Below are 22,124 nucleotides of genomic sequence, written 5' to 3' on the forward strand. Positions count from 1 at the left end.
AGAGTGTTATAATGGCGTGCCTTTTAATCATAACAAGGAGTTTGAAATGGATATTCAATTTATCCTAGATCACATGAACAAAAACCATGTTAAAGACATGGAGGCTTTATTGGCAAAATTTGGGCAAGTCAAAGGCGCGCGGGGTGTACATCTCAAAACAGCCACCCTAACGCATATTGAAATCGGCTACAACCTTGAGGGTAAAGAGGGCGTGTTGAAAATCGATTACCCCGCTAAAGTCGCAGACAACGAGGGCATTAAAAACGCCATCATCGGGCTTTGCACTTCCATTAGTGAAACCACAGACATTAAAGGGGTCAAAGAGGATTTAGAAAAATTTAGAGAGGGCTTTAGCAGCGTGTGTATCGCCAGCTTAAGTCCTGAAAACGAAGTGATTTGCTCATATAGCGCGCTTCTCTTTGATGAACACCACGACCACAAGCATTTTTACATTTATGTGAGCGAGGTTGCCGAACACTTTAAAAGTCTTAAAGCGCACCCTGATAATGTAGAAGTCATGTTTTTAGAAGATGAAGCGAGCGCAAAATCGCCCATTTTACGCCGCCGTTTGCGTTACAGGACCAAGTTGCACTTCATCGAAAGGGGCGAGGAGTTTGACAGGGTTTATGACAACTTCTTAGCCAAACACGGCAAAGGACGGGGCCTAGAAACCATCCGCCACATGCAAGACTTCCACTTGATTAAACTAGAGTTTCTTAAAGGGCGGTTTGTCAAAGGTTTTGGACAGGCTTACGACATTGACGCTCACGGGCACATCTCCTATGTCGGGGCAAAGGGCAACCCCCACACCAAAGGTGCACACCCACACGGCGCACATCCCTATGGAGCAAATCCCCACGCACACCCACACGGCGCACACCCACACGGCGCACACCCACACAGTGCCCACCCCCACGCTTAAAGCCCACACTTTAAGCTAGACAGCGCAGGGCGCACCTAGCGGGTGCGCTTAGATTAATTTTGCCTTTATTCTTTTTGCGCTAGAATGCGCACTCGCCTTGTATTAAAAATCACACACGCTCCACCTTGAAGTGTTTTTAGGGAGCGTGGCGGCAAACTTTAAGGAGCAGATCATGATCACCATGAAGGATTTATTGGAATGTGGGGTGCATTTTGGGCACCAAACTAGGCGCTGGAACCCCAAGACAGCCCGTTTTATCTTTGGTGTGCGTAAGAACATCCACATCATCGATTTACAAAAAACCTTGCGCTATTTCCGCTACACGTATAATATTGTCCGCGATGCGAGCGCAGAGGGCAAAACCATCATGTTTGTAGGCACAAAAAAACAAGCCAGCGATGCACTCAAAGAGTACGCAACGCGAGTCAATGTCCCCTATGTCAATTACCGCTGGTTAGGTGGCATGCTCACCAATTTTAGCACCATTCGAAAGTCTGTGCGTAAGCTTGAAATCATGGAGGAAATGGAGAGCAGCGGGCAAATCGACCTGCTCACCAAAAAAGAAAAACTCATGATCTTACGCAAAAAAGAGAAGCTTGAAAAGTATTTGGGCGGGGTGCGCCACATGAAAAAGATGCCCGACATGATGTTTATCGTGGATGTGGTGAAGGAAAAAATCGCCGTGGCTGAGGCGCGCCGCCTTGGCATCCCCATCATCGCCCCCCTAGACACGAATTGCGACCCCGATCTGGTGGATTACCCGATCCCGGGCAATGACGATGCAATCCGCTCCATCGGCCTTTTCTGTAAAGAAATGGCAGAGGCAATCACTGAGGGGCGCGAGCTTGTGGGGCGCAGTGAGGAAGCGGTTGAGGAAGTTCAGGCAGCTAGTGAGGCTGAGAAAGAGGAAGTCTTAGAAGAAATCGCCCAAGAAGAGGAGGGAGCAGACCATGAGTAGTGTCAGTGCCGCACAAGTCAAGCAACTAAGAGAAATGACCGATGCGCCCATGATGGATTGCAAAAAAGCCCTTGTGGAGTGTGGGGCGGATTTAGAAAAAGCGGTCGCTTACCTGCGTGAAAAGGGCCTAAGTAAGGCGATCAAAAAAGCCGATCGCGTGGCGGGCGAGGGCGTGGTGGCTTTGGCGGTGGAGGGCAACAACGCCACCATGCTAGAGATCAACAGCGAAACCGACTTTGTGGCTAAGAACGACCACTTTAAAGACCTAGTGGCTAAATCCTTAGAGCTTGCCAAAAACAAGCAACCCAAAAACACCCAAGAATTGTACCAACTCCAAATCGAGGGGCAGGCTTACGAATCCTATTTGCACTCTGCGGTCGCTAAAATCGGGGAAAACATCGTGGTACGCCGCCTAGCTTGCGTGCAAGCGGGGCAAAATGAAGTCCTCAATGGCTATTTGCACGCCAACCACCGCGTGGGCGCGATCATTAAAATCGCCCACAACAACCCCGCCAACGCCGATAAGCTGCGCGAATTGGCCCGCCACATCGCCATGCACGCGGCGGCCATGAAACCTGTGGTGTTGGATTACAAATCCTTCAGCCCCGATTTCATCGCTAAGGAAAAATTGGCTCTTGTGGCCGAGCTTGAAAAGGAAAATGAAGAGGCTAAACGCTTGGGCAAACCACTTAAACACATCCCCACCTATGTGAGCCGTGCCGAGCTAACGGCAGACATTCTAGCCAAACAAGAAGAGGCCTATAAGCAAGAATTAAGGGATCAAGGTAAGCCTGAAAAAATCTTTGACAAGATCATTCCGGGCAAAATGGAGCGATTCATCGCCGACAACACGCTTTTAGATCAACGACTCGCCTTGCTCGGGCAATTCTTTGTGATGGACGATAAAAAGACCATCCAACAAGTCTTGGATGAAAAAAGCGCGCAAATCCACGACGAAGTCCGCATCGTGGAGTACATCCGCTTTGAAGTGGGCGAGGGGATTGAAAAGAAAAGCGAGGACTTTGCTGCCGAAGTGGCGGCACAAATGAAGTAAGGGGAGTTGATGGGCTCTTATCTTTTCACCTCAGAATCGGTGACAGAGGGGCATCCGGATAAAATGGCAGATCAAATCAGCGATGCCGTTTTAGATTACATCATTGAGCGGGACAAGAACGCCCGCGTGGCGTGCGAAACCTTATTGGCTAATGGGTTTTGTATCATCACAGGCGAACTTAAGACCAACATCTACGCCCCCATGCAAGAGATCGCAAGAGGAGTGGTCAAAGACATCGGCTACACGGACGCACTCTATGGCTTTGACTACCGCAGTGCAGCGGTGCTCAATGGAATCGGCGAGCAAAGCCCGGACATCAATCAGGGCGTGGATCGCTTGGATGGCGAAGTGGGGGCGGGCGATCAGGGCTTGATGTTTGGCTACGCTTGCAATGAAACCCCCCAATACATGCCCCTAGCCATTAGCCTAGCGCACGCCATCACCTTAGGGCTTGCCCGCGCGCGCAAAAGCGCAACTTTGCCTTTTTTGCGCCCCGATGGCAAGGCGCAGGTGACGATCCGCTATGAAGACGATAAACCCGTGGGTATCGATACAATCGTGGTTTCTACCCAACACTCGCCTGAAGTCGATCAAAAACACTTGCGCGAGTCCGTGATTGAAGAGATCGTTTATAAGGTCCTGCCCAAAGAGTTTTTAGACGACAACATCAAATACCACATCAACCCTACGGGTAAATTTGTCATCGGCGGACCACAAGGCGATGCGGGCTTGACGGGGCGCAAGATCATCGTGGATACCTATGGGGGCTCTTGTCCGCACGGGGGCGGGGCGTTTAGCGGAAAAGACCCCTCTAAAGTCGATCGCAGCGCGGCTTATATGGCGCGCTACATCGCTAAAAATTTAGTGGCTAGTGGGGTGTGCCAGCGCGCCACGGTACAACTGGCTTACGCCATAGGCATTGTCGATCCCGTCTCTGTCTATATCAACACCCACCACACCAGTACACACAGCCCCCAAGCGCTTGAGGCGTGTGTGCGCACGCTCTTTAAACTTACCCCAAAAGGGATCATTGAGAGTTTGGATTTACTGCGCCCCATTTACCGTCAAACGGCGACTTACGGACACTTTGGGCGCGAAGGGTTTAGTTGGGAGCAAACCGACAAAGCCACAGCGATCGCCGACTTCTTAAGCAAATAATCAAGGTTTTTAGATTTTAGGAAGTGGTGGAGTGTAGGGGGATCGAACCCCTGACCTCAACGCTGCCAGCGTTGCGCTCTCCCAGCTGAGCTAACACCCCAAAAGCAAGCATTGTAGCACAGATTTTATTAAAATGCAAGTCTAACCATTGAGCTCCTGATAGTGTTTGTTGTACTCTGCTTGCATGTCTTGCTCTAATTTGGCATACCAGTCTGTGCTTAAGTCGGGCGTGAAGGCGGGCATGAGCACCATGCGTAGGTGCGTGGCCTGCGATTCTATGGGTTTGGTGTTAAAAATCTTGCGGGTGTTGAATAAGAGGATGGGCTGGATTTTTAAGTGCAATTTCTCTGCCAAAACCCTAGCCCCTGGTTTAAAAGGCAAGAATTTTTCAGCCCCCCTGCCCCTTGTCCCCTCAGGAAAGATCACCAAGGGGCGATCTTGCTCGAGCTTTTCTTTGGCAATTTTAATCAAAGATGCTAACCCGCGCCGATCCTCTCTATCGATTAAAATCATCTGGGGGGTTTTGAGCGCGTAGCCATAATAGGGGATGTCGCCCAATTCTTTTTTGGCGATCCAGCAGATGTTGCGGGGGTGGTAGGCCTCTAGGCAGATGATGTCGATGATGCTTTGGTGGTTTAAGACGATCAAATCCGCGCTCAAATCAAATTCCCCGACTTTCTCCAAAGGCGAGCCCATGAGTGGGAAGAAAGATCGGCACCATTTGCGGGTTTGGCGGGAGTTGTTGCGCTTACGGGTTAAAAAATTCATTAGAATAATAAAGCCTAGCCCTAAACCCACAACCAACAAAGCATAAATGCCCCGAATTTTACTCCACATCTTCTTTCCTCACCCAACCAATTTTTTCATCATCGGTCATGATTTTATAATACTTGGCATGCTCGCCTATGATTTTGACATGCAAGGCCTCTTTAGGGATCGCCAATAAAGTTGAATTTTGCGTGGGCAAGATTTTAATCGCTGCTTGCGCCCTTAAAATCCCCGTGCGGTAAGTGGAAAGGATATTCCACAGCAAGACTCCCAAGAGCAAAACAGCCACAACCAAGGTGGCGTTTTTATAGCTGGTGAGAAAATAGCACACCACAACCACGAGCAACAAAGTCATTAAAAAGATATTCGAAAAGAGCAATAAATTATTCTTGGGTTTTAGGTTGCTCTGCGTGCTCACACTTTCTTCAATGGGGATGAGCGAAAAATGCAACTCTTTAAACTGCGCCTCTTGCAAGGAAAAATAATTAAAAGACAGGTTTTGCATGCCCTTTGGCAAAATGCAATAATAAACCCCACTGGCATCCCCTGCGCCTAAACGGCTGCTTTCAAAGCCTTGCTTGAATCCGCCCGGGATTTTAAAATCCTCTAGATTCGCCCCCCTTGTTTGCAACTCAAAGACTAAAATATTGTGGGCGGTGTCGTACTCCTTGACCTTATAACCTACGAGTTTAAAACTCTGCGCCACCACCCCTGTGTAATTGGGGTGCGCTGAGAGATCGACCACCTGCAAGGGGATAGCCGGCGCGCTAGATTTATCTAAATAGCCCTGATTTTGCACAAAAGCACTCACTTTAAGGGCGGGAACAACTGCTTTTGTGCCTAAAACTTTGTAATCGTAGGTTGCGCTGAAAGTGCCATTGCCTGTGTCTAGCCAAGTGGGGGTGAAGTTGATCCGTTGAAGTTTTTTGGGATCGGGCAGGTTTTCTAGAGCCGCCCCTAGAAACTTGGCTTGAGAAAAGAGCATCAAGCGATACTGCACGCTGATGCGTTGTCCGATATACACGGGCTTGCCAGTCAATTCTTGCAAATTAGCCACCTTGACATACACGACCTTAGCCTGAACTTCCTCGCCTTGCAACCCGACTAAAAAAAACAAGAAGCCTAAGAGATAGCGCGCTAGCCCCACCCTCACAATGGCCTACTTATGCGCGCTCTCTTTTTGTGGGGCGGTTAAGATGTCCCAAACTTTTAGGGTGTCGATGGCGGTTTTTAGCTGGATGTCGGCGTTGATGTCTTTTTGGGTGATGGGCTTATCCTCTTTATTTTCACCCTTTTTGCCATGCTCGGATTTTTTGCTCTCAGATTTGTTGTTTAGCGATTGCAATTCCTGTTGCAAATGGTGTTTTAAATCCGCCTCTTTGATGCTGAATTTGCTTTCGTCTTGGGGGACATTGCCCGGATGGACCACAATGTCTGGCTTAATCCCCACCGCTTGGATCGTGCGCCCGCTGGGTAAATAGTAGCGGGCGATGGTGATCTTAATCGCCTCGTCTCTACCCACGGGGAAAGTGGTTTGCACGCTGCCTTTACCAAAGGTGCTCTCCCCAATGATGATCGCCCGCTTGTGATCTTGCAGGGCCCCTGAAACGATCTCGCTGGCACTTGCTGTGCCGGCATTGACTAAAACCGCGATGGGAAGATTAGGATAGGGGGCTTTGCCGTTGGCTCTATATTCGATGTCCTCAGATTTGATCCGCCCTTTTTGCGACACGATGACGCCATGCTTGATGAAGAGATTAGACAAGTCAATAGCTTGGTTTAAAAGCCCGCCCGGATTGGAGCGCAGGTCTAGCACAATGCCTTGTAAATTTCTAGCCTTGCTTAACTCGGTAAGCACTCCCTTAACCACATTGCGATCAAACGAATTGACCCGCACATACAAGAAGTGCGTACCCTCGATCTTTTTGGCATGCACGGATTTGATCTTAATGATGTCGCGCAACATCTTCACCACAATGGGTTTGGGCTCAGACTTACGCACTAAAGTGAGCTCAATGGGGGTTTTTGGCTTGCCGCGCATGAGATTGACGGCATTATCAATGCTCATGTTTAGCGTGCTCTCTTGGTTGATCTTTAAGATCACATCGCCCGCTTTGATCCCGGCTCTAAAGGCGGGGGTGTCATCCAGCGGGGCGATCACGGTGAGCGCGCCATCGCGGATACCCACAGTGATGCCCAACCCGCCAAATTCGCCCTCGGTTTGGGCTCTAAAATCGCGGAATTTTTTAGGCGTTAAGTAGGACGAGTGCGCGTCTAAATTCGTCATCAACCCATCGATGGCCTTATCGACAATGTCGTTAATGCTGACCTCATCCACATAGTAGCGTTCGATTTGTTCCACCACGCTAGAGAATTTTTTTAAGGCATTGAGCCGCTCTTGAGTCGTTGGCTTGCTATTTTTTTTAAAGCTCTTGGTGTGGGGGGTGTCTTGCGCCACTTCTTGTTGGGGCAAATTGTGCGCCACCAGCCACACACTTAAAATAGACGACACAACCCCCATCGTAAAATACTTATTCATCGATTCCCTTATGTTTTAATTCTCGCATCAAAAGGCCCCATTTTATCGAAAATTAAGCAATTTTACAATTATCCCACACAAACCCCCTGCGGGTTGGCTAAAGCTTAAACCCCCTTACAGGGTTGGTTACTTTGCGTAGCGTTATTTCTATCCACGACTCGCAAGCAAAAATTTAGCACCACTCTAACAGAGTTTTTCATTATAATTTTGGTGCTAAAGCACTTCTAGCTACGGGCTAGAAAAGGTCTTTACGCGATTTGTCAAGATGGCAAAGGAGTCCCATGCAAGACAGGCACGAAACACAGCAAGATATAGACATCAAATCCAACTTCTCGGTCTTGGCGTATGTTTGTGGCTCGTTGATCTTCTTTGCAAGCTCTTTAGATGCGTTTGAATACAAGTTTAGTGGCCGAGCCGAGCAGACCTCTCAAATTGGGTTCAACACCAGAGCGATTAAGCGCAGAAGAGGCCTTTATCCCATGCAACAATACGCCACAGTGGCGGGGTATTTAGATTTAAGCTTTAGTTTATTGCCCCAAAAGTCTCCCCACAGCCTTAAAGGCGGGATCGGGGGCATGGTCGGCGGGGTTTTCTACGACAGCACTAAAAAACTTGAGGGTGGGAGCGAAATCTACAATCTATATGGTTTCTACGATGGATATTTAGGGGGATCTTCTAATGTTTTGAGCACGGACAGCATTGACATTAAAAATAATAAAAAACGCGCATTGGCTAAAACCTACATTTGGAGCGATGCGTTCTTAGAATACCAATACAAAGATGTCTTTGGGATCAAGGGCGGACGCTACACCTCCACCATGCCTTATAGAAGCGGGAAAACGCAGGGTTTTGAAGCCTTTGGCCAGTATAAACACGCCCGCTTGATTTGGTTTAGCTCTTTTGGCAGGGCAATCGTGGGCAGTGGGTTTTTAATCAATTGGTATGCCCCTAGGACATCTTATAGCGGCAATTGGACAAAGAACACCCGTGGGGGCTGGACTCCACATGGATACCAACTCTCCTATGGCACGCACGCCACCCGCTTGATTTACAACAACCATAAATTTTTGGCCGAGTTTTTCTATTACTTCTCGCCCAAGGTTTTTAACGCTCCGGGTTTTCAGTTTGGTTGGGACACCAACCCCAATTTTGATGGCAAGGGCTTTCGATCAGATAGCCACATCATCGCTATTTTTCCCATGTATGAGCCTTGGATGGTGCTCAATAACAAAGGCGCGCCCATTTACAAATACGATAACCCCATAACCCCCACCGGCCAGAGCTTGATTTTGCGCCAACGTTTCGATTACAACAACTTTTATTTGGTGGGGACTTTTTATAAAAATTTTGGCAACACTAACGCCTATGTGGGCAATATGGGTAACCCGGCGGGCGTACTCTTAGGGGGCAATAGCATTTACGCCGGCACGGCTGGCACGGCGTTGAAGGCCGATGCTGTAACGGGAGCCATCGCCTATGGAGCCACACATTTTAATAAAAAATTCTTGTGGCGCATGCAGTGGCAATGGACCAGTGCGCCTGTGGCGTGGGAAGCGCGTTACATGCTCACACTGGGGTACACCTTTAACCAAGTACTCAAGGCCACGATCGACTTAGCCTATTATGGAGTACATACGAATAAGGGCTACCAAGCGGGCTTAAACGGGCCATGCGTTACTTATTGTGGCGGAGGTTATCAAGACCGCAGCGCACTCTACACCAACCTCATCGCTTCTTTTTAGCCATTTTGCTAGGAAAAAGTGGGGTGTTTTAAGCAAGAACTTGCTAGAATCAGACACACGAGAGTGAATGGCCGTTAAATTATTTTCGTTTTAAGGAGATTTGATGGGTTACCCCACAACCAGCTTAACATCCCCATTAGGCCTTTCTTCTTTCATTACTTGCCCCCGTCCTTACATCATGAAAGAGAGGAGAGTTTTGGACTGCATGCAGCTCCTAGGCATTAGGTGTTGCTAAGGGTAACACGCCCGATTTGGTTTTAGGTTTTCCAAGAGTTTTTAAACCCGTTGTGTTACACACAGATCACGCACATTAAAGGATTGTGATGAAAAGAGTTGTGTCGCTCTCTAAAAATTTAGTGGCTTGGTTGGGGCTTGCGTCCCAAACTTCGGCTTTGGATTGGAAGCACTTAGATTTGCGCAATTTGGAGTCTTTTGCCAAATTCAAGGCAGGTGCGGAGTCTTTCTCTAAAATTGGATTTAACAATAAACCCATCAACACCAATAAAGGCCTCTACCCCACAGAAACTTTTGCGACCATCGTGGCGTATTTGCAATTAGATTTTCCCGAACTCATGCCCAAAAGTGCAACCGCCAATGGACACCACATGTCAGGGAGTCTAGGCGGGTTTGGTGGGGGCTTGCTCTACGATGGCACGAAATACGCCATTAACCAAGTTACGGGCAAGCCCTATGGAAGCATGGCTTGGAACTACTTTGGTTACTGGGGTGGGCTCGTGGGGCAAAAGCCTTGGGCAAAGTGCTGGTATGGGGCAGGGGGCGGTAGCGCTTCCGACTACGCAGGCAAAAGCGCAGCCCAACTGCAAGCCATGTCAGATGCGACAGTTATTGGGGGGGTGAATGCCGCTGATTGTGTGCAAGGCTATGCTGATAACGCCCGCAATTATGTGATCTACAACGCCTATATTGACTATTCTTATAAGGATATCTTTAGATTCAGGGGCGGGCGTTACGAATCTCCCGCTGACTACATGAGTGGTTACACGCAAGGCTTGGACATGACTTTAAAGTTGAGAAACTTTAAGTTTTGGTGGTTTAGCTCCTTTGGCCGTGGCTTTGCTTACAACGAATGGCTTTATAATTTTTACTCGCCTAAAACTTACACGCTCGCCAATGGCAAAAAGATCAACCCCGGGGTGCATGCTTTTTACATCACTTGGGAATACAAGGGCTTTAGTGTCGTGCCCTTTGTCTATTTTTCGCCCAACAACGAATATAGCCCATGCTTTACTCTCATGTATGATAGCAACCCCAAATTTAAGGGGGTTGGTTGGCGCTCGCAAACCGACATCACGGTCTTAAACCCCTTTTACGCACCCCGTTTTTGGAACACCTACCAATTTGGGATGCTCTCGGGTAGAAACGCCCACAGCTTGATGATCAAACAGCGTTTTGACTACAACCAATACAACTTTGGGGGCGGGATTTACCAAAATTTTGGCAACGCCAACTACATGATTGGCTACCACGGGAGCCGCTTAGGCTTTGACTTTTGGACAAACACGGTCTATGCCAACACCATTAACTCCCTCTCTTACATGATGGACTCTAACGCTTTCACGGGCTTTCTCTTTGGCGGGGGGGTGTATAAAAAATGGCTTTGGGGTTTGATCGGCCGTTTAACCTATGGACCTAGAGCGGATGAGCAAAGCTTTGCGTTCAACGTTGGTTACGAGTTTTCCAAACATTTTTACGCCGACATTAAAATAGAATACTATAACCAGTTGATACACCATGGCTATAAAGTGGGTTGGAATGGCCCTTTCTTGCCCGATCAACCTGCCACCGACCAAGATAGAAGCCATATTTTTACCGAGATTAAAGTGAAGCTTTAGTTTAAAGTTTTGGTCGTGGAATTTTGAATCCTTGGGGGTTTGTATGGGCTTAATGTGCCGTAAAGGCTTGTTCTTTTGCGCATGCTGTGCGAGCACTTTGGGGGCTTTTGATTACAAATTCAGCGGGACAAGCGAGTCGGTTTCTAAGGTCGGTTTCAACCACTCCCCCATCAACTCTAAAGAGGGCATTTTCCCTACAGAGAGCTTTGTAACCCTAACGCTCAAGGCCCAAGTGGATGCGAGTTTGTGGGAGAATGAGAATTATAAGCTCAGTGCAGGGTTGGGTGGCAGCATCGGTGGATTGGCCTACAATTCGACTAAAACTTTAATCGATCAGAGCACCGGGCAGCTCTATGGCTCTAAGATTTACTACTATTTTGGGCGTTGGTGGGGGTTTTTGGGCAACGCCCCTTGGAAAAAGTCCAATATAGAATCCACGCAACAAGCCCGTCCCTATGTGCTCTACAACGCTTTTTTGCGCTACGACTATGGGCATGTTTTAACCATCATTGCCGGCCGCTACCTTTCTAAAACGATTTTTTTAAGCGGATACACAGAAGGGTTTGAAGTCTCTTATAAATTCCGCCCCTATTTTAGATTGCGCTGGTTTAGCTCTTTTGGGCGGGCTTTGGCGGTGGGGGAATTTATCCGCCCTTGGTACGCCCCCATCACCACCACCAATAAAAAAGGCCAAGTGGTCGATTTGGGCATCCACGCTGTGGGGCTAAATTTTGACACCAAGAAATTTTCAGCGGTGGGCTTTGTCTATTTCTCCCCCAACACCTACACCACCCCCGGGGTCAAGCTCCACTACAACAGCAACCCCAGCTTTAACGGGCTGGGCTTTAAATCCTTAACCGACATGACTGTAATCTTTCCTATTTATAGCCCACACCTCTACGATGCATGGTATCGGGGCTCTATGTTGGGTAAGGGCGGGGTGAGTTTATACATCCGCCAACGCTTTGACTACAACCAATACAATTTTGGCGGGGGATACTTCCAAAACTTTGGCAACGCCAACGCTAAGATCAACTGGTATGGTAGCCCCATTGGCATCGACTACCGCGACAACAGCGTTTACGGCGGGCTCATGGATAACATGATTTCACCCAATGCGGTGACGGGTTTTGTCTTTATGGGGGGGGTGTATAAAAAGCTCTTTTGGGGGCTCGTGGGGCGCTTGACCTTCTCACCTAGGGCTAACGAGCAAAGTGTGGCTTGGAATGTGGGAATCAAGTGGAACCGTTACTTTTCGACCAACATCAAGATTGAATACAATGAAGTGGACACCCACAAGGGCTATAATATCGCCAACTGGTACACCCTAGACCCAAGTGCCCCAGCCACCAACCAAGACCGCAGTTATTTAATGACCGCCATTAAAGCGCAATTTTAGTGGCGATTTGTAACATTCAAGCATTGCTTAAGCACCCCGCGCCTTTCCAAACTAGCCCAGTTGCCCCAAAGCTGTGCTACAACTCTAGATATTAACACAAGGAGCTCGATTGCACACCGCTACACGCAGATTAAGCCATGTCCTCTATTCTTTGGCTTTTTTAATGAATCCACTCAAAGCCTTTGATTTTAAATTCACGGGACGGCTAGACAACTTCTCTAAAATAGGTTTTAACCACTCTAAAATCAACACCCAGTACGGCATTTTCCCCACAGAGAGTTTTGTGGATATTGTGGGTTTTGCCCAAGTGAAAGTGGGGTTATTGCCCAAGCACACAACAGATCACAAGCTCAGTTTTAGCTTGGGCGGGGCGATGGCAGGCGTGCCCTACGACTCGACCAAGTATTTAACGGATCAAGACGGGCAAGTTTATGGCTCTGTGGTGCATAACTTTATCGGGGGCTGGCATGGGTACTTTTTTAACAAGTATCTCACGCAAGCATCTGGGGCTTACCACGCTCGGCCCTATGTACTCGACACTGCCTTTTTGCAATACGATTACAAAAATAAATTTGGCTTTAAGATCGGGCGCTATGAAGCCAACATTGACTTCATGAGCGGGTCGAATCAGGGCTTTGAGTTTTACTACCGCCCCATTAAAAATCTCAAATTGTGGTGGTGGAGCTCGTATGGACGGGGTTTGGCGTTTAACTCGTGGATTTATCAGTTTTACGCCTCAACCGCTTATGAAAAGCCAAACAAACAGATGATCAACTACGGCTGGCATGGCATCACTGCCACTTACGACTACAAGAAACTAAGCGCACAGGCTTTCTTTTATTTTTCGCCCAAGACCTACAATGCCCCGGGTTTTAAGCTTATCTACGACACGAATAAGAATTTTGAATTGGTGGGCTTTCGCTCCCAAACCCTTTTGATGGTAACGGTCCCCATTTACGACTCGGGCTGGTACAACCCGCTCACAAAAACTTACAGCATTTGGGATTCTGCGCAGCACGGCGCGCTCGTGGGTAAATATGGAGTCACTTTAAACATCCGCCAAGCCTTTTGGTGGAATCGCCTAGCCATCATCTTAGGGCTTTACAACACCTTTGGCAATTCTGATGCCTTTTTGGGCAGCCACACCATGCCCATGGGGAACAACACTTCCTATGTCAATAACTATGTGAGCTCGAGCATCATCGGGTTTGACTTTTGGGACAACACGGCTTATGACGGGCTGGCTGATGCCACCACTAATGCCAACACCACAACCATCTATGGCTCCGTAGGTAGCATTTATAAAAAATTCGCGTGGCACATCTTTGGACGCGTAAGCAACGCCAACCACAACGCCCAGGGGCACATTGGGCGCAGCAACGAATACTCCGCAGCCCTAAGTTTAGACTACGCCTTCACCCGCTCGGTGTTCTTGCACTTTAAAATCGAATACTACGGAGTGCAAATGCATCAGGGCTACCAAGTGGGCTACTTTGGCGCACCCCAATTTAACAACCCCGACTTTAGGGCAAATTATCAAGACCGCAGCCACATCATGACCAATGTTACTTTAAAGTTTTAGCGTCCTTGGATTTAGTGTTAAGAAAACATTTAAAGTAACATTCTATGTACTTACAAAATTTCTAAACCAAATTGTGTTTGTTTAAGAAAAAAATACACAAAGTACATTAAAATTGCGCTCACACAATCATGGTCTCGGGCATAGCTCGGTTTTAGAGTTTTTACGGGCATGTTTTGTGTAGTTTTCTGAACACTATAAGGTTAAATGGCACTTGCATACAAAGGCGACACTGATGAATAAAGAAAAACAAACAAGAAGGTTACGAGATATGAAGAAAATCAAAGGCTCTAAGTGGGATAAACTAGCAAGGGGGGTGCGCAAGCTACGCAACACGCTCACACCCGCCCTGCTGGCCTCTTCTTCTTTGGGGGTTTGTGGCTTGGATGCGCTCAGCTACGAGGTCCATGGAGATTTAATCAACTTCTCTAAGGTGGGATTTAACAACTCCCCCATCAACCCGGTCAAGGGGCTTTACCCGACCGGTACTTTTGTGGAATTGACAGGCAAGCTAGAAAGCACCGTGCATTTAGGCAAGGGCTGGAGCGTGAGCTTGGGCGGCGCGCTGGGTGGGATGCCCTACGACAACACCCGTTACGACAAATACGCCAGTGGCATCAATGTTCCACAGGCTTGGAAGAATCCGGATGCTTGCGGAAAAAACTACACGGGCCCAGACAGCGCAAATGGCTTCTGTGTGCCTTTTTGGAGTCCTAGTGGGCAGTACGGCTCTTACCAATGGGCGATGCAACACGGTGGCGTAGCCGACCCTCGCGGTATTGGTTATATGTTTATGGGGGAATGGAACGGCTTGGCTCCTAACTACTACCCGGCCAGTGCCTACACCCCCGGGCAATCGCGCAGGTATGAAATCTACAAGGCGAATGTCCAGTACAAAAGCGACAAAATTTGGATCATCGCTGGGCGCTATGACACCACACAGGTCAAAGACATCGACTGGTTCTACCAATTGACCCAAGGCTTCTACGGCATGTTTAAACTCACGAATAAGCTGACTTTCCAAGTGTTCAGCTCCTGGGGCCGTGGTATTGCTGACGGTCAATGGATGTTCCCCATCTACCGGGAAAAACCTTGGGGGCAACACAAAATCGGGGTGATTTACCAAGTGAATAAACACTTCTCCATCCACCCGCATGTGTGGTTCTCTCCCAAAGTCTTCACCGCTCCTGAAATCAAAATGTATTACGACACCAACCCCGAGTTTAGCGGGCGCGGTTTCCGCTCACAAACCACCCTTTACGCCATGTATGTGTACCAATGGGCGAACGACTACATCCCAGGCATCGGGCATGTGGGCCGCTATGGGGCCGCAAGGTATAACACTTGGGACCCTTTCCTAGATGGCGGTAAATGGCGCGGCCTACAAGGTCCGGGCGGGGCAACCATTTTGATTAAAGAGCGCCTAGACTTCAACAACTACAATGTGGGCTTTGGTATCTACGACAACATCGGTAACCCAAACCCGAACATCGGTACTTATGGTAACCCAGTGGCGATCGATGGCGTGGAACAATGGACCGGTGGTATCTACTCACTAGGGTTTGCGTCTATCAACAACATCACCGACGCCGATGCTCTCACAGTTTATGCGAAAACCGGCGCGGTGTATGGGAAGTTTGACTGGGAGTTGGCCGAAAGATACACCACAGCTCCTCGTGCAGACGGCCAAGCTTTAGCGTTGTATTTGGACTACCAATTTGGCAAACACATCAAAGCCGGGATCAAGCTTGAATGGTTCATGCAGGTCATCCGTGCGGGCTATAACCCAGGTGTGGGCTTCTTAAGCTACATGGGGCAACCTTTGAGCTTGAATACAGGTGTGTTCTCAGCCTCTGGCTTTGCGCAAGGTCCCCAAGAAACCGGGGGTATTGCGCACACAGTCGTGCAAGATCGGAGCCACTTGATGACTCACATCAGCTACAGCTTCTAGGTTTTTATCCACCTTAGGGGGTCTTCCCTTAAGGTATTGTTGCTATAATACCCCGTTTAGATTTTTCATAATCACCTTCGTTAGGTTGCCAATGCAAGTACAATTTAGAGGGAATCGCACCACCCATAAGTGGCTTGTTTTTATGCTCCTTGTTTTAGAGCGCGTTTTAGCCTTTGACATGAGCATTAGTGGGAAACTCAGCAGTTACACCTTGTATGGCTTTAACAACAAACGCTACGACCCCTCTAAGTTTATCTACCCGACAGGCAGTTACACCTCGCTTTTAGCCGAAATGAATCTTAGCATGGACATTTACAAGGGCTTACACGCCGAAGTGGGCGGCATGCTCTCTGCCCTGCCTTACGACTCCACTGCCTATCAAGGCAACGACATCCAACCCGGGCAGCCGGGCGGTCCAGCGGTCAATGGAGGAAAAAATTATTATAACCACGATGGGGGGATATTCTGGGAATATATTGGTTGGTTTGCGGGTCACAGCGGTTTGCAAGTGCAAAAACCCCGCTACGCGATGGTGCACAATGCCTACATCAGTTACAACTACAAGGATATTTTTGGCATCAAGGGCGGGCGTTATGAACTCTCCGATTACGACTGGTTCACTTCTTTTAGTCAAGGCGTGGAGGGGTTTGTCAAATACAAGGACTATAAATTACGCGTGCTTTACTCGGATGCGAGGGCTTCTGCATCTAGCGACTGGTTTTGGCCTTTTGGGCGTTACTACACCAGCGGCAAGCCCTTAATGATCGCCGAGTTTAGATACCAAAAAAACCACTGGAAAGTCAATCCCTATTTTTACTCCATCTTTGGGCGCATGAATGCCCCCGGGATCAACATCACCTACGACACCAACCCCCATTTTAGAGACAAGGGTTTTCGCTGGGTGGGCACTTTTGTAGGATTCTTCCCCTTCTTTCCCCCCTCTGGACGGGGCTATGACATGATTTTGTTTGGACAAGAGAAAATGGGCAAGGACGGACAAACTCTCTTCTTCCGCTCCCGTTTTTATTACAACAAGTGGATTTTTGGGGGCAGCATTTATAAAAACATTGGCAACGCTAATGGCGACATCGGCATTTATGGCGACCCTCTAGGTTACAACATCTGGACCAACAGCATTTACGATGCAGAGATCAACAACATCGTGGGCAAGGATGCGCTCAACGGGTTTTTATACTTTGGCTCGCACTTCCACGGCTTTACTTGGAAGGTCTTGGGGCGCTTAACCGGCTCGCCTCGGGCCAACGAGCAGAGCGTGGCACTTTTTTTAAGCTATTTTTTGAGCCGCTACAACTTAAAGTTTGATTTGAAACTGGAGTATTACAACAACATCACCAAAAAGGGCTATTGTCTTGGCTTTGGCTATGGCCCCACGCCCAATACTTGTGGATCATGGGACCCTGCGATCAACAACTTCGCCCCCCGCCTGCCCCATAATGTGGATTCAGGCCGTAGCCATTTGATGTTTACCTTGACCTACGGCTTTCAGCTCCTCTAAGGCAGTAAAGACACTAAAAGATCTTGTGTTTCACTGACACACGCCATGGCGTTAGAGCGGCTTAGAGCGTCGATCGCCCCCGCCCCATAGGTGTTGTCTTTATAGGGCGTGAAAATGCCCTTTTCTAACCATCCTAAAATTAAATGTGTGCGTTGCCCTTTTAAGTTTAAAGAGTTTGCCATGCGCGCTTTAATTAAGGGCGTTTGCGCCATATCCCCGGCTTGCTTTAAAAGCACAGGGCGCACAAGGGCTAAAAAGGTGAGGATACAGCTTAAAGGGTTGCCCGGCATGCCAAAGATGAGCTTCCCTCCTACGCTCGCGCACAAAATGGGCTTGCCCGGCTTGACATTCACCCCGTGGTAGTGGATTTTTGCGCCCAAATGCGCTAAAGCCTCTTTAAAATGGTCTTTATCCCCCACACTCACCCCCGCGCTGCTGATGAGCACATCGCAAATTAAAGCTTCTTTTAAGCGTGCGCTTTGCTCTTGCAAGTCATCGGGCAGATGCCCTAAATGCGTGGCTTCAAAGCCTAAGTTTTGCAGCATGGCCACTAAAACAACCCCGTTTGTGTCATACACTTGGTGTTTCTTTGCTACACTGCCTAAGCCCACAACTTCGTCCCCACTGCTAAAGACCCCCACTTTCAATTTTCTAAAAACGCCTAGAGTGGCGCACCCTTGTGAGGCGAGCAGAGCAATGTCTCCGATTTTTAAGCGTGTGCCTTGTTTTAAGAGCAAATCCCCCGCCTTAAAATTTTCCCCCTCATAGCGGATGTTTGCCCCCTTAATAAACCCTAGCGGGGCTGTGGCGTGGGTGTTGTTAAAGTCTTGCATTTTTTCTAAAGGCACGACCACCTCCACCCCACTAGGCACGAGTGCGCCGGTCATGATTTTCACACACGCCCCCGGGGCCAAATCCACTAGGGGGTTGCCGGCATAAATGGTTGTGCCAATGGGCATGCTCTTGCCCAGGTCCTCTAAGCAAAAACCAAAGCCATCCATCGCCGAGTTTGTGGCCTTTGGCAGAGGGTCTTTGGCGTAAAAATCTTGTGCCAAAATGCGCCCGTGCGCTTCTTGCAAGGGAACTTCTTGCACTTCTAACTTGACTTGGGGTAATTTTAGCCCGACTTCCAAAGCCTTCGAAAACGCGATTAAATCCATCAAAAACCTTTAAAATAAAGTAGAGATCGTTTTAAACGCTTGCAACAGCTCATCTTTAAAGCGGTGCATGATCGCGCCTAAAACTAAAATCAAGCCGATCAAGGCGATGGCGATTTTGAGCGGAAAGCCCACAGCCAACAAGTTAAATTGCGGGTGGGTTTTCATGATCATGCCAAAAACAATGTCGCTAAACATCACCACCGCCAAAATGGGAAATGCCATGCTAAAGCCCACGATAAACAAATGCCCCAAAGCCTGCACGCTCGCCTTTACCATGTGGTTGGTGAGCACAAACCCACCTAAGGGAACTTGCTCTAGGCTGTGTTGCACCCATAAGATCACCAAATGGTGCATGGAGGTTTGGAGCATGGTTAAAATGGCTAAAAGCAAGACTACCTGCCCAACCACCGCCTTTTGCGCGCCTGAAACGGGGTCGTAGGCGCTAGCCATCGTAAGCCCCATAGAAAAACTAATGGTGTCTGTCGCAAAGGCGATGGCATTGAAAACCACATGCAAAAAGAAAGAGGCGCACAGGCCTAGCAAAACTTCAGCCAAACAGGCGATTAAAAAATCCTCAGCCCCCAAAAACACGCGCATGTGGGGTATTGAGGGGTAAAAGACCAAAGTCAAGAAAAAGCTAAGGGCCCCGCGCACAGACACGGGGATCAAGTTGTTGTCAAAAAAAGGAAAAAGCGCGACCACCCCGCTTAAACGTAAAAAGAGCAGCAAAAAGCCCTGCACATGGCGATCGCTCATATAAGCTAACCAGTCTAACATGGCCGGCATTATAGCGCAGCAAGATTTTTATTAGGCTTTTAATGTTAGAATGAGCGTTTAGTTTTAATTTTACTTAAAGAAAGAGGGAAATATGCGTAGATTGTTTTGTGCTTTAAGCTTGTGTGCCGGGCTTCTTGGGGCTGTGGAGAGCAAAATAGGGCAGGCCGTGGTGGATCTCATCGACAAAGAGATCCATAAAAAGGTCAGCGTGCTTGAGGTAAAACCCCTAAAGTCTAATAAAGAGTTTCAGGTGGTGGTGGTGGAGGACCCTGACACAAAATACCACATTCCCCTTTTGGTGGATAAAAATGCGGATTTGGTCATGGGGCTTACAAACATCTTCTTTAGCAAAAGCAAGCAGGACACCGAGTTTGTGCAAGATCTCTACCACAGCACCCAAAGCCACAACTTTAAACAGCAAAATAGCACCGCTTTGAACGCTCTTTTTGAGGGCTTGCCTAAGGGTTATACCATCGATCTAAAATCCACCACTCCAGGGGTGAAAAAAAATCTTTACATCATCTCCGATCCTAAGTGTCCGCACTGCCACCACGAATTGGAGCAAATCGACAAACGCTTGAAAGAAGCCAATGTGCATATGGTCTTAGTGGGCTTTTTAGGGCATGAATCCACGCTCAAAGCCGCCGACATTTTAAAACAAGTCAAAAAAGCCCACAGCACTCAGGACAAAGTGGATTTGCTCCAAAAGGTCTATGCCATCGCCTACAAGCCCACCGATGCCCCCGATGATAAAATCCAAGAAGTTGAAAAAGTGACCAAAAAGATTTTAGACACGGGGCTGGTCAAGGGCGTACCTTTCCTCTACGAGTACCAAGCCAAAGCGAACAAAAAATAACCTACTTGCCGTGCAGTCTTTTTAAAACTGCGCGGCTATACCCTCCCCAAAAGACATAAACAAGCGTGAAAAGCCCTAAGAGCCCTTGATACCATAAAAACCCCAAAACTTCTAAAAACCCCACCTCTTCCTTAGCAAAACTAAGCAGGATCAACATCTGCGCCCCATAAGGGATCAGCCCTTGAAAAATGCACGAAAAAATGTCTAGAATCACCGCACTTTCCCGTCTATCTACCTCAAATTTTAGGCTGATTTTCTTGCTGATTTCGCCCACAATGACAATCGCCACCGTGTTGTTTGCCACCGCTAAATCCACCAAGCTCACCAACGCGGCGATGCCCACTTTTGCACTCTTTGCACCCTTAATGCAGCCCTCAATCTTAGAGATGATCCACGCCACTCCCCCCTCTTTATCCACCATGTAGGCAAGCCCACCCGTAAGCAGCGAGAGTAAAAAAATCTCTTGCATGCTCGAAAAGCCCTTATAAACTTCTTGCCCCAAAGCTAGCCAAGTCCAATGCCCGCTAAAAAGCCCGATTCCCCCTGAGAGCGCAATCCCACTAAAAAGTACCAAAAAGACATTGACCCCCAAGAGGGCTAAAACCAACACAAAAATATAGGGCAAGGTTTTAATGAGCTCGTAGCTGTGGGCTTGCACGGGTGTGGGGTGTGTGGGTTGCCCCCAAATTAACAGCAAGATTAAAGTCAAAAGGCTCGCGGGCAGGGCAATGTAGAGATTGATTTTAAATTTGTCTTGCATATTGACATCTTGCGTGCGGGTGCTGGCAATCGTGGTGTCTGAGATGATAGACAAATTGTCCCCAAACATCGCCCCTCCCATAAGCGCGGCTAAGACTAGAGCCAAAGACAAATGCCCTTCTTTAGCTAACCCCACCGCAATGGGGCCTAAGGCCACAATCGCCCCCACGCTCGTGCCGATTGCTAAAGAAATGAAGGCGGACATGGCAAAAATCCCGGCGGCTAGGTATTGCGCGGGTATATAGGTGAGCCCCAAATTCACGGTGGCATCCACCCCACCCATCGCCTTACTCACCACCGCAAACGCCCCGGCAAGTAGGTAAATCACGCACATGGTCATGATATTTTTATCCCCACAGCCACTCAAAAAGTCGTTAAACTTTTGCTCTAGACTCCCTTTAAAAAACGCAAAGGCAGCAGCCACCCCTATAGCAGCGCACACGGGTCCGGGCAGTTGGTAAAAGCCCATTTTCACCCCCCTAAGTTCTAAATAAAACCCCGTGCCTAAATAGACCCCGATAAACACCCCAAAGGGGATCAAGGCGTGCAAACTCGGGTTGTTCTCTAGCTTATCTGACATTCTCATCCTTAAGTTGGTTTATAAAAGTTTCTAAACGCGCTTTTGCTTGCCCATGGCTGGCTAAAAAGTCCTTGTGTGCGTGTGCGTTTGTGTAGTTTGTAACACAAAACACCCCAAAACTAGGGATTTGGTAATACTGAGCCACGCTCAGTACACTAAAAAATTCCATGTTCTCTAAGTGGATGCCCGCTTGCACCATGCGTCTAGAAAAGTCTAAATCCGTGTGTATGTAATTGCTGCTATTGACAATGGCTGGTGGCAAGTCTAGGGTTTTTGGCCCTTGCGCTTGCAGGCAATTATCTAGGGGGGTGTAGCTATGGGCCAGCGTAAAACTCTCCTCAATTTGCATGGCCTGTGTACTCACATAAAGGCTTAAAAGCGGGGTAGAAAAATCGTAGCTGCCCGCCGTGCCGATAAAAATGATTGTGCTAGGCTTTTCAAGCAAGCACAGACGGCTTAGATTTAAAGCACTTTGCACCAAGCCCACGCCAACACTTTTGGCGCAAACAAAGCTTTCCGTGTTACCCGCACACACAAACATCAACACCCCTTC

The 22,124-nt window shown here is 48.3% G+C and carries 18 protein-coding genes and 1 tRNA gene; 11 read left to right on the plus strand and 8 right to left on the minus strand.

The window, feature by feature from the left end; translation table 11 throughout:
* Window positions 1-46: 46 nt before the first annotated feature.
* The 4 genes from HAL07_RS01885 (at window position 47) to metK (ending at window position 4,092) form a co-directional block, all read left to right on the plus strand.
* Window positions 47-922: a HugZ family heme oxygenase gene (locus HAL07_RS01885; protein ID WP_053944888.1), complete on the plus strand. Its 876-nt coding sequence runs from the start codon at window positions 47-49 to the stop codon at window positions 920-922.
* A 172-nt stretch (window positions 923-1,094) separates the two neighbouring features.
* Entirely contained in the window at window positions 1,095-1,880 is a 786-nt protein-coding gene (rpsB, locus tag HAL07_RS01890) for a 30S ribosomal protein S2 (protein WP_053944889.1), read from the plus strand.
* Window positions 1,873-2,934, plus strand: coding sequence for a translation elongation factor Ts (gene tsf / locus HAL07_RS01895; RefSeq protein WP_053944890.1), 1,062 nt, complete (start codon window positions 1,873-1,875; stop codon window positions 2,932-2,934). Before rpsB ends, tsf begins: the two co-directional genes overlap by 8 nt.
* Before the next feature lie 6 nt (window positions 2,935-2,940).
* Entirely contained in the window at window positions 2,941-4,092 is a 1,152-nt protein-coding gene (gene metK / locus HAL07_RS01900) for a methionine adenosyltransferase (protein WP_104707391.1), read from the plus strand.
* Between the two features lie 24 nt (window positions 4,093-4,116).
* Here metK and HAL07_RS01905 read toward each other — a convergent pair.
* The 4 genes from HAL07_RS01905 to HAL07_RS01920 form a co-directional block, all read right to left on the minus strand.
* Window positions 4,117-4,192 (minus strand) — tRNA-Ala (locus HAL07_RS01905).
* A 41-nt stretch (window positions 4,193-4,233) separates the two neighbouring features.
* Window positions 4,234-4,929 (minus strand): 1-acylglycerol-3-phosphate O-acyltransferase, encoded by a 696-nt coding sequence (locus tag HAL07_RS01910; protein WP_053941646.1) that lies wholly within the window; start codon window positions 4,927-4,929, stop codon window positions 4,234-4,236.
* Window positions 4,919-5,977, minus strand: a complete 1,059-nt coding sequence (locus HAL07_RS01915; RefSeq protein WP_053941764.1) for a hypothetical protein — start codon at window positions 5,975-5,977, stop codon at window positions 4,919-4,921. Before HAL07_RS01915 ends, HAL07_RS01910 begins: the two co-directional genes overlap by 11 nt.
* A gap of 42 nt (window positions 5,978-6,019) precedes the next feature.
* Window positions 6,020-7,399, minus strand: a complete 1,380-nt coding sequence (locus tag HAL07_RS01920) for a S41 family peptidase (protein WP_053944891.1) — start codon at window positions 7,397-7,399, stop codon at window positions 6,020-6,022.
* Window positions 7,400-7,680: 281 nt separating this feature from the next.
* Here HAL07_RS01920 and HAL07_RS01925 point away from each other — a divergent pair, with 281 nt between their 5' ends.
* From HAL07_RS01925 to HAL07_RS01950, 6 genes are all read left to right on the plus strand, one after another.
* Window positions 7,681-9,141 (plus strand): outer membrane family protein, encoded by a 1,461-nt coding sequence (locus HAL07_RS01925; protein ID WP_082355778.1) that lies wholly within the window; start codon window positions 7,681-7,683, stop codon window positions 9,139-9,141.
* A gap of 323 nt (window positions 9,142-9,464) precedes the next feature.
* Window positions 9,465-10,994: an outer membrane family protein gene (locus HAL07_RS01930; protein WP_053944892.1), complete on the plus strand. Its 1,530-nt coding sequence runs from the start codon at window positions 9,465-9,467 to the stop codon at window positions 10,992-10,994.
* A 43-nt stretch (window positions 10,995-11,037) separates the two neighbouring features.
* A complete protein-coding gene (locus tag HAL07_RS01935; RefSeq protein WP_053944893.1) occupies window positions 11,038-12,393 on the plus strand; it encodes an outer membrane family protein in 1,356 nt (451 codons plus the stop codon).
* 109 nt (window positions 12,394-12,502) lie between these two features.
* Entirely contained in the window at window positions 12,503-13,975 is a 1,473-nt protein-coding gene (locus HAL07_RS01940) for an outer membrane family protein (protein WP_274377878.1), read from the plus strand.
* Between the two features lie 268 nt (window positions 13,976-14,243).
* Entirely contained in the window at window positions 14,244-15,923 is a 1,680-nt protein-coding gene (locus tag HAL07_RS01945) for an outer membrane family protein (protein WP_053944894.1), read from the plus strand.
* A 91-nt stretch (window positions 15,924-16,014) separates the two neighbouring features.
* Window positions 16,015-17,439 carry an outer membrane family protein gene (locus HAL07_RS01950; protein ID WP_053941642.1) on the plus strand — a complete coding sequence of 475 codons (1,425 nt, stop codon included), beginning with the start codon at window positions 16,015-16,017 and terminating at the stop codon, window positions 17,437-17,439.
* Here the strand turns inward: HAL07_RS01950 and HAL07_RS01955 are convergent.
* Entirely contained in the window at window positions 17,436-18,599 is a 1,164-nt protein-coding gene (locus HAL07_RS01955; protein WP_053944895.1) for a molybdopterin molybdotransferase MoeA, read from the minus strand. The two genes, HAL07_RS01950 and HAL07_RS01955, sit on opposite strands and share 4 nt — an antisense overlap.
* Window positions 18,600-18,608: 9 nt before the next feature.
* Window positions 18,609-19,376, minus strand: a complete 768-nt coding sequence (gene fliR, locus HAL07_RS01960) for a flagellar biosynthetic protein FliR (protein ID WP_053944896.1) — start codon at window positions 19,374-19,376, stop codon at window positions 18,609-18,611.
* Between the two features lie 91 nt (window positions 19,377-19,467).
* On the opposite strand from fliR, the gene HAL07_RS01965 reads away from it, so the two are divergent.
* Entirely contained in the window at window positions 19,468-20,232 is a 765-nt protein-coding gene (locus HAL07_RS01965; RefSeq protein ID WP_053941639.1) for a DsbA family protein, read from the plus strand.
* A 1-nt stretch (window position 20,233) separates the two neighbouring features.
* Here HAL07_RS01965 and HAL07_RS01970 read toward each other — a convergent pair whose 3' ends face one another.
* Both HAL07_RS01970 and HAL07_RS01975 read right to left on the minus strand, forming a co-directional pair.
* Window positions 20,234-21,571: a Na+/H+ antiporter NhaC family protein gene (locus tag HAL07_RS01970; protein ID WP_053944897.1), complete on the minus strand. Its 1,338-nt coding sequence runs from the start codon at window positions 21,569-21,571 to the stop codon at window positions 20,234-20,236.
* Window positions 21,561-22,112, minus strand: a complete 552-nt coding sequence (locus tag HAL07_RS01975; RefSeq protein WP_053941637.1) for a phosphorylase family protein — start codon at window positions 22,110-22,112, stop codon at window positions 21,561-21,563. Before HAL07_RS01975 ends, HAL07_RS01970 begins: the two co-directional genes overlap by 11 nt.
* Window positions 22,113-22,124 lie beyond the last annotated feature (12 nt).

It is taken from the genome of Helicobacter ailurogastricus (assembly GCF_001282945.1).
Classification (GTDB): Bacteria; Campylobacterota; Campylobacteria; order Campylobacterales; family Helicobacteraceae; genus Helicobacter; species Helicobacter ailurogastricus.

Coding starts and splice junctions, on each gene's coding strand:
- HAL07_RS01950 (WP_053941642.1), top strand. CDS start 16,015: ATGCAAGTACAATTTAGAGGGAATCGCACCACCCATAAGTGGCTTGTT.
- HAL07_RS01975 (WP_053941637.1), bottom strand. CDS start 22,112: ATGTTTGTGTGTGCGGGTAACACGGAAAGCTTTGTTTGCGCCAAAAGT.
- HAL07_RS01910 (WP_053941646.1), bottom strand. CDS start 4,929: ATGTGGAGTAAAATTCGGGGCATTTATGCTTTGTTGGTTGTGGGTTTA.
- HAL07_RS01965 (WP_053941639.1), top strand. CDS start 19,468: ATGCGTAGATTGTTTTGTGCTTTAAGCTTGTGTGCCGGGCTTCTTGGG.
- tsf (WP_053944890.1), top strand. CDS start 1,873: ATGAGTAGTGTCAGTGCCGCACAAGTCAAGCAACTAAGAGAAATGACC.
- HAL07_RS01945 (WP_053944894.1), top strand. CDS start 14,244: ATGAAGAAAATCAAAGGCTCTAAGTGGGATAAACTAGCAAGGGGGGTG.
- HAL07_RS01935 (WP_053944893.1), top strand. CDS start 11,038: ATGGGCTTAATGTGCCGTAAAGGCTTGTTCTTTTGCGCATGCTGTGCG.
- rpsB (WP_053944889.1), top strand. CDS start 1,095: ATGATCACCATGAAGGATTTATTGGAATGTGGGGTGCATTTTGGGCAC.
- fliR (WP_053944896.1), bottom strand. CDS start 19,376: ATGTTAGACTGGTTAGCTTATATGAGCGATCGCCATGTGCAGGGCTTT.
- HAL07_RS01930 (WP_053944892.1), top strand. CDS start 9,465: ATGAAAAGAGTTGTGTCGCTCTCTAAAAATTTAGTGGCTTGGTTGGGG.
- HAL07_RS01885 (WP_053944888.1), top strand. CDS start 47: ATGGATATTCAATTTATCCTAGATCACATGAACAAAAACCATGTTAAA.
- HAL07_RS01970 (WP_053944897.1), bottom strand. CDS start 21,571: ATGTCAGATAAGCTAGAGAACAACCCGAGTTTGCACGCCTTGATCCCC.
- HAL07_RS01955 (WP_053944895.1), bottom strand. CDS start 18,599: ATGGATTTAATCGCGTTTTCGAAGGCTTTGGAAGTCGGGCTAAAATTA.
- HAL07_RS01920 (WP_053944891.1), bottom strand. CDS start 7,399: ATGAATAAGTATTTTACGATGGGGGTTGTGTCGTCTATTTTAAGTGTG.
- HAL07_RS01925 (WP_082355778.1), top strand. CDS start 7,681: ATGCAAGACAGGCACGAAACACAGCAAGATATAGACATCAAATCCAAC.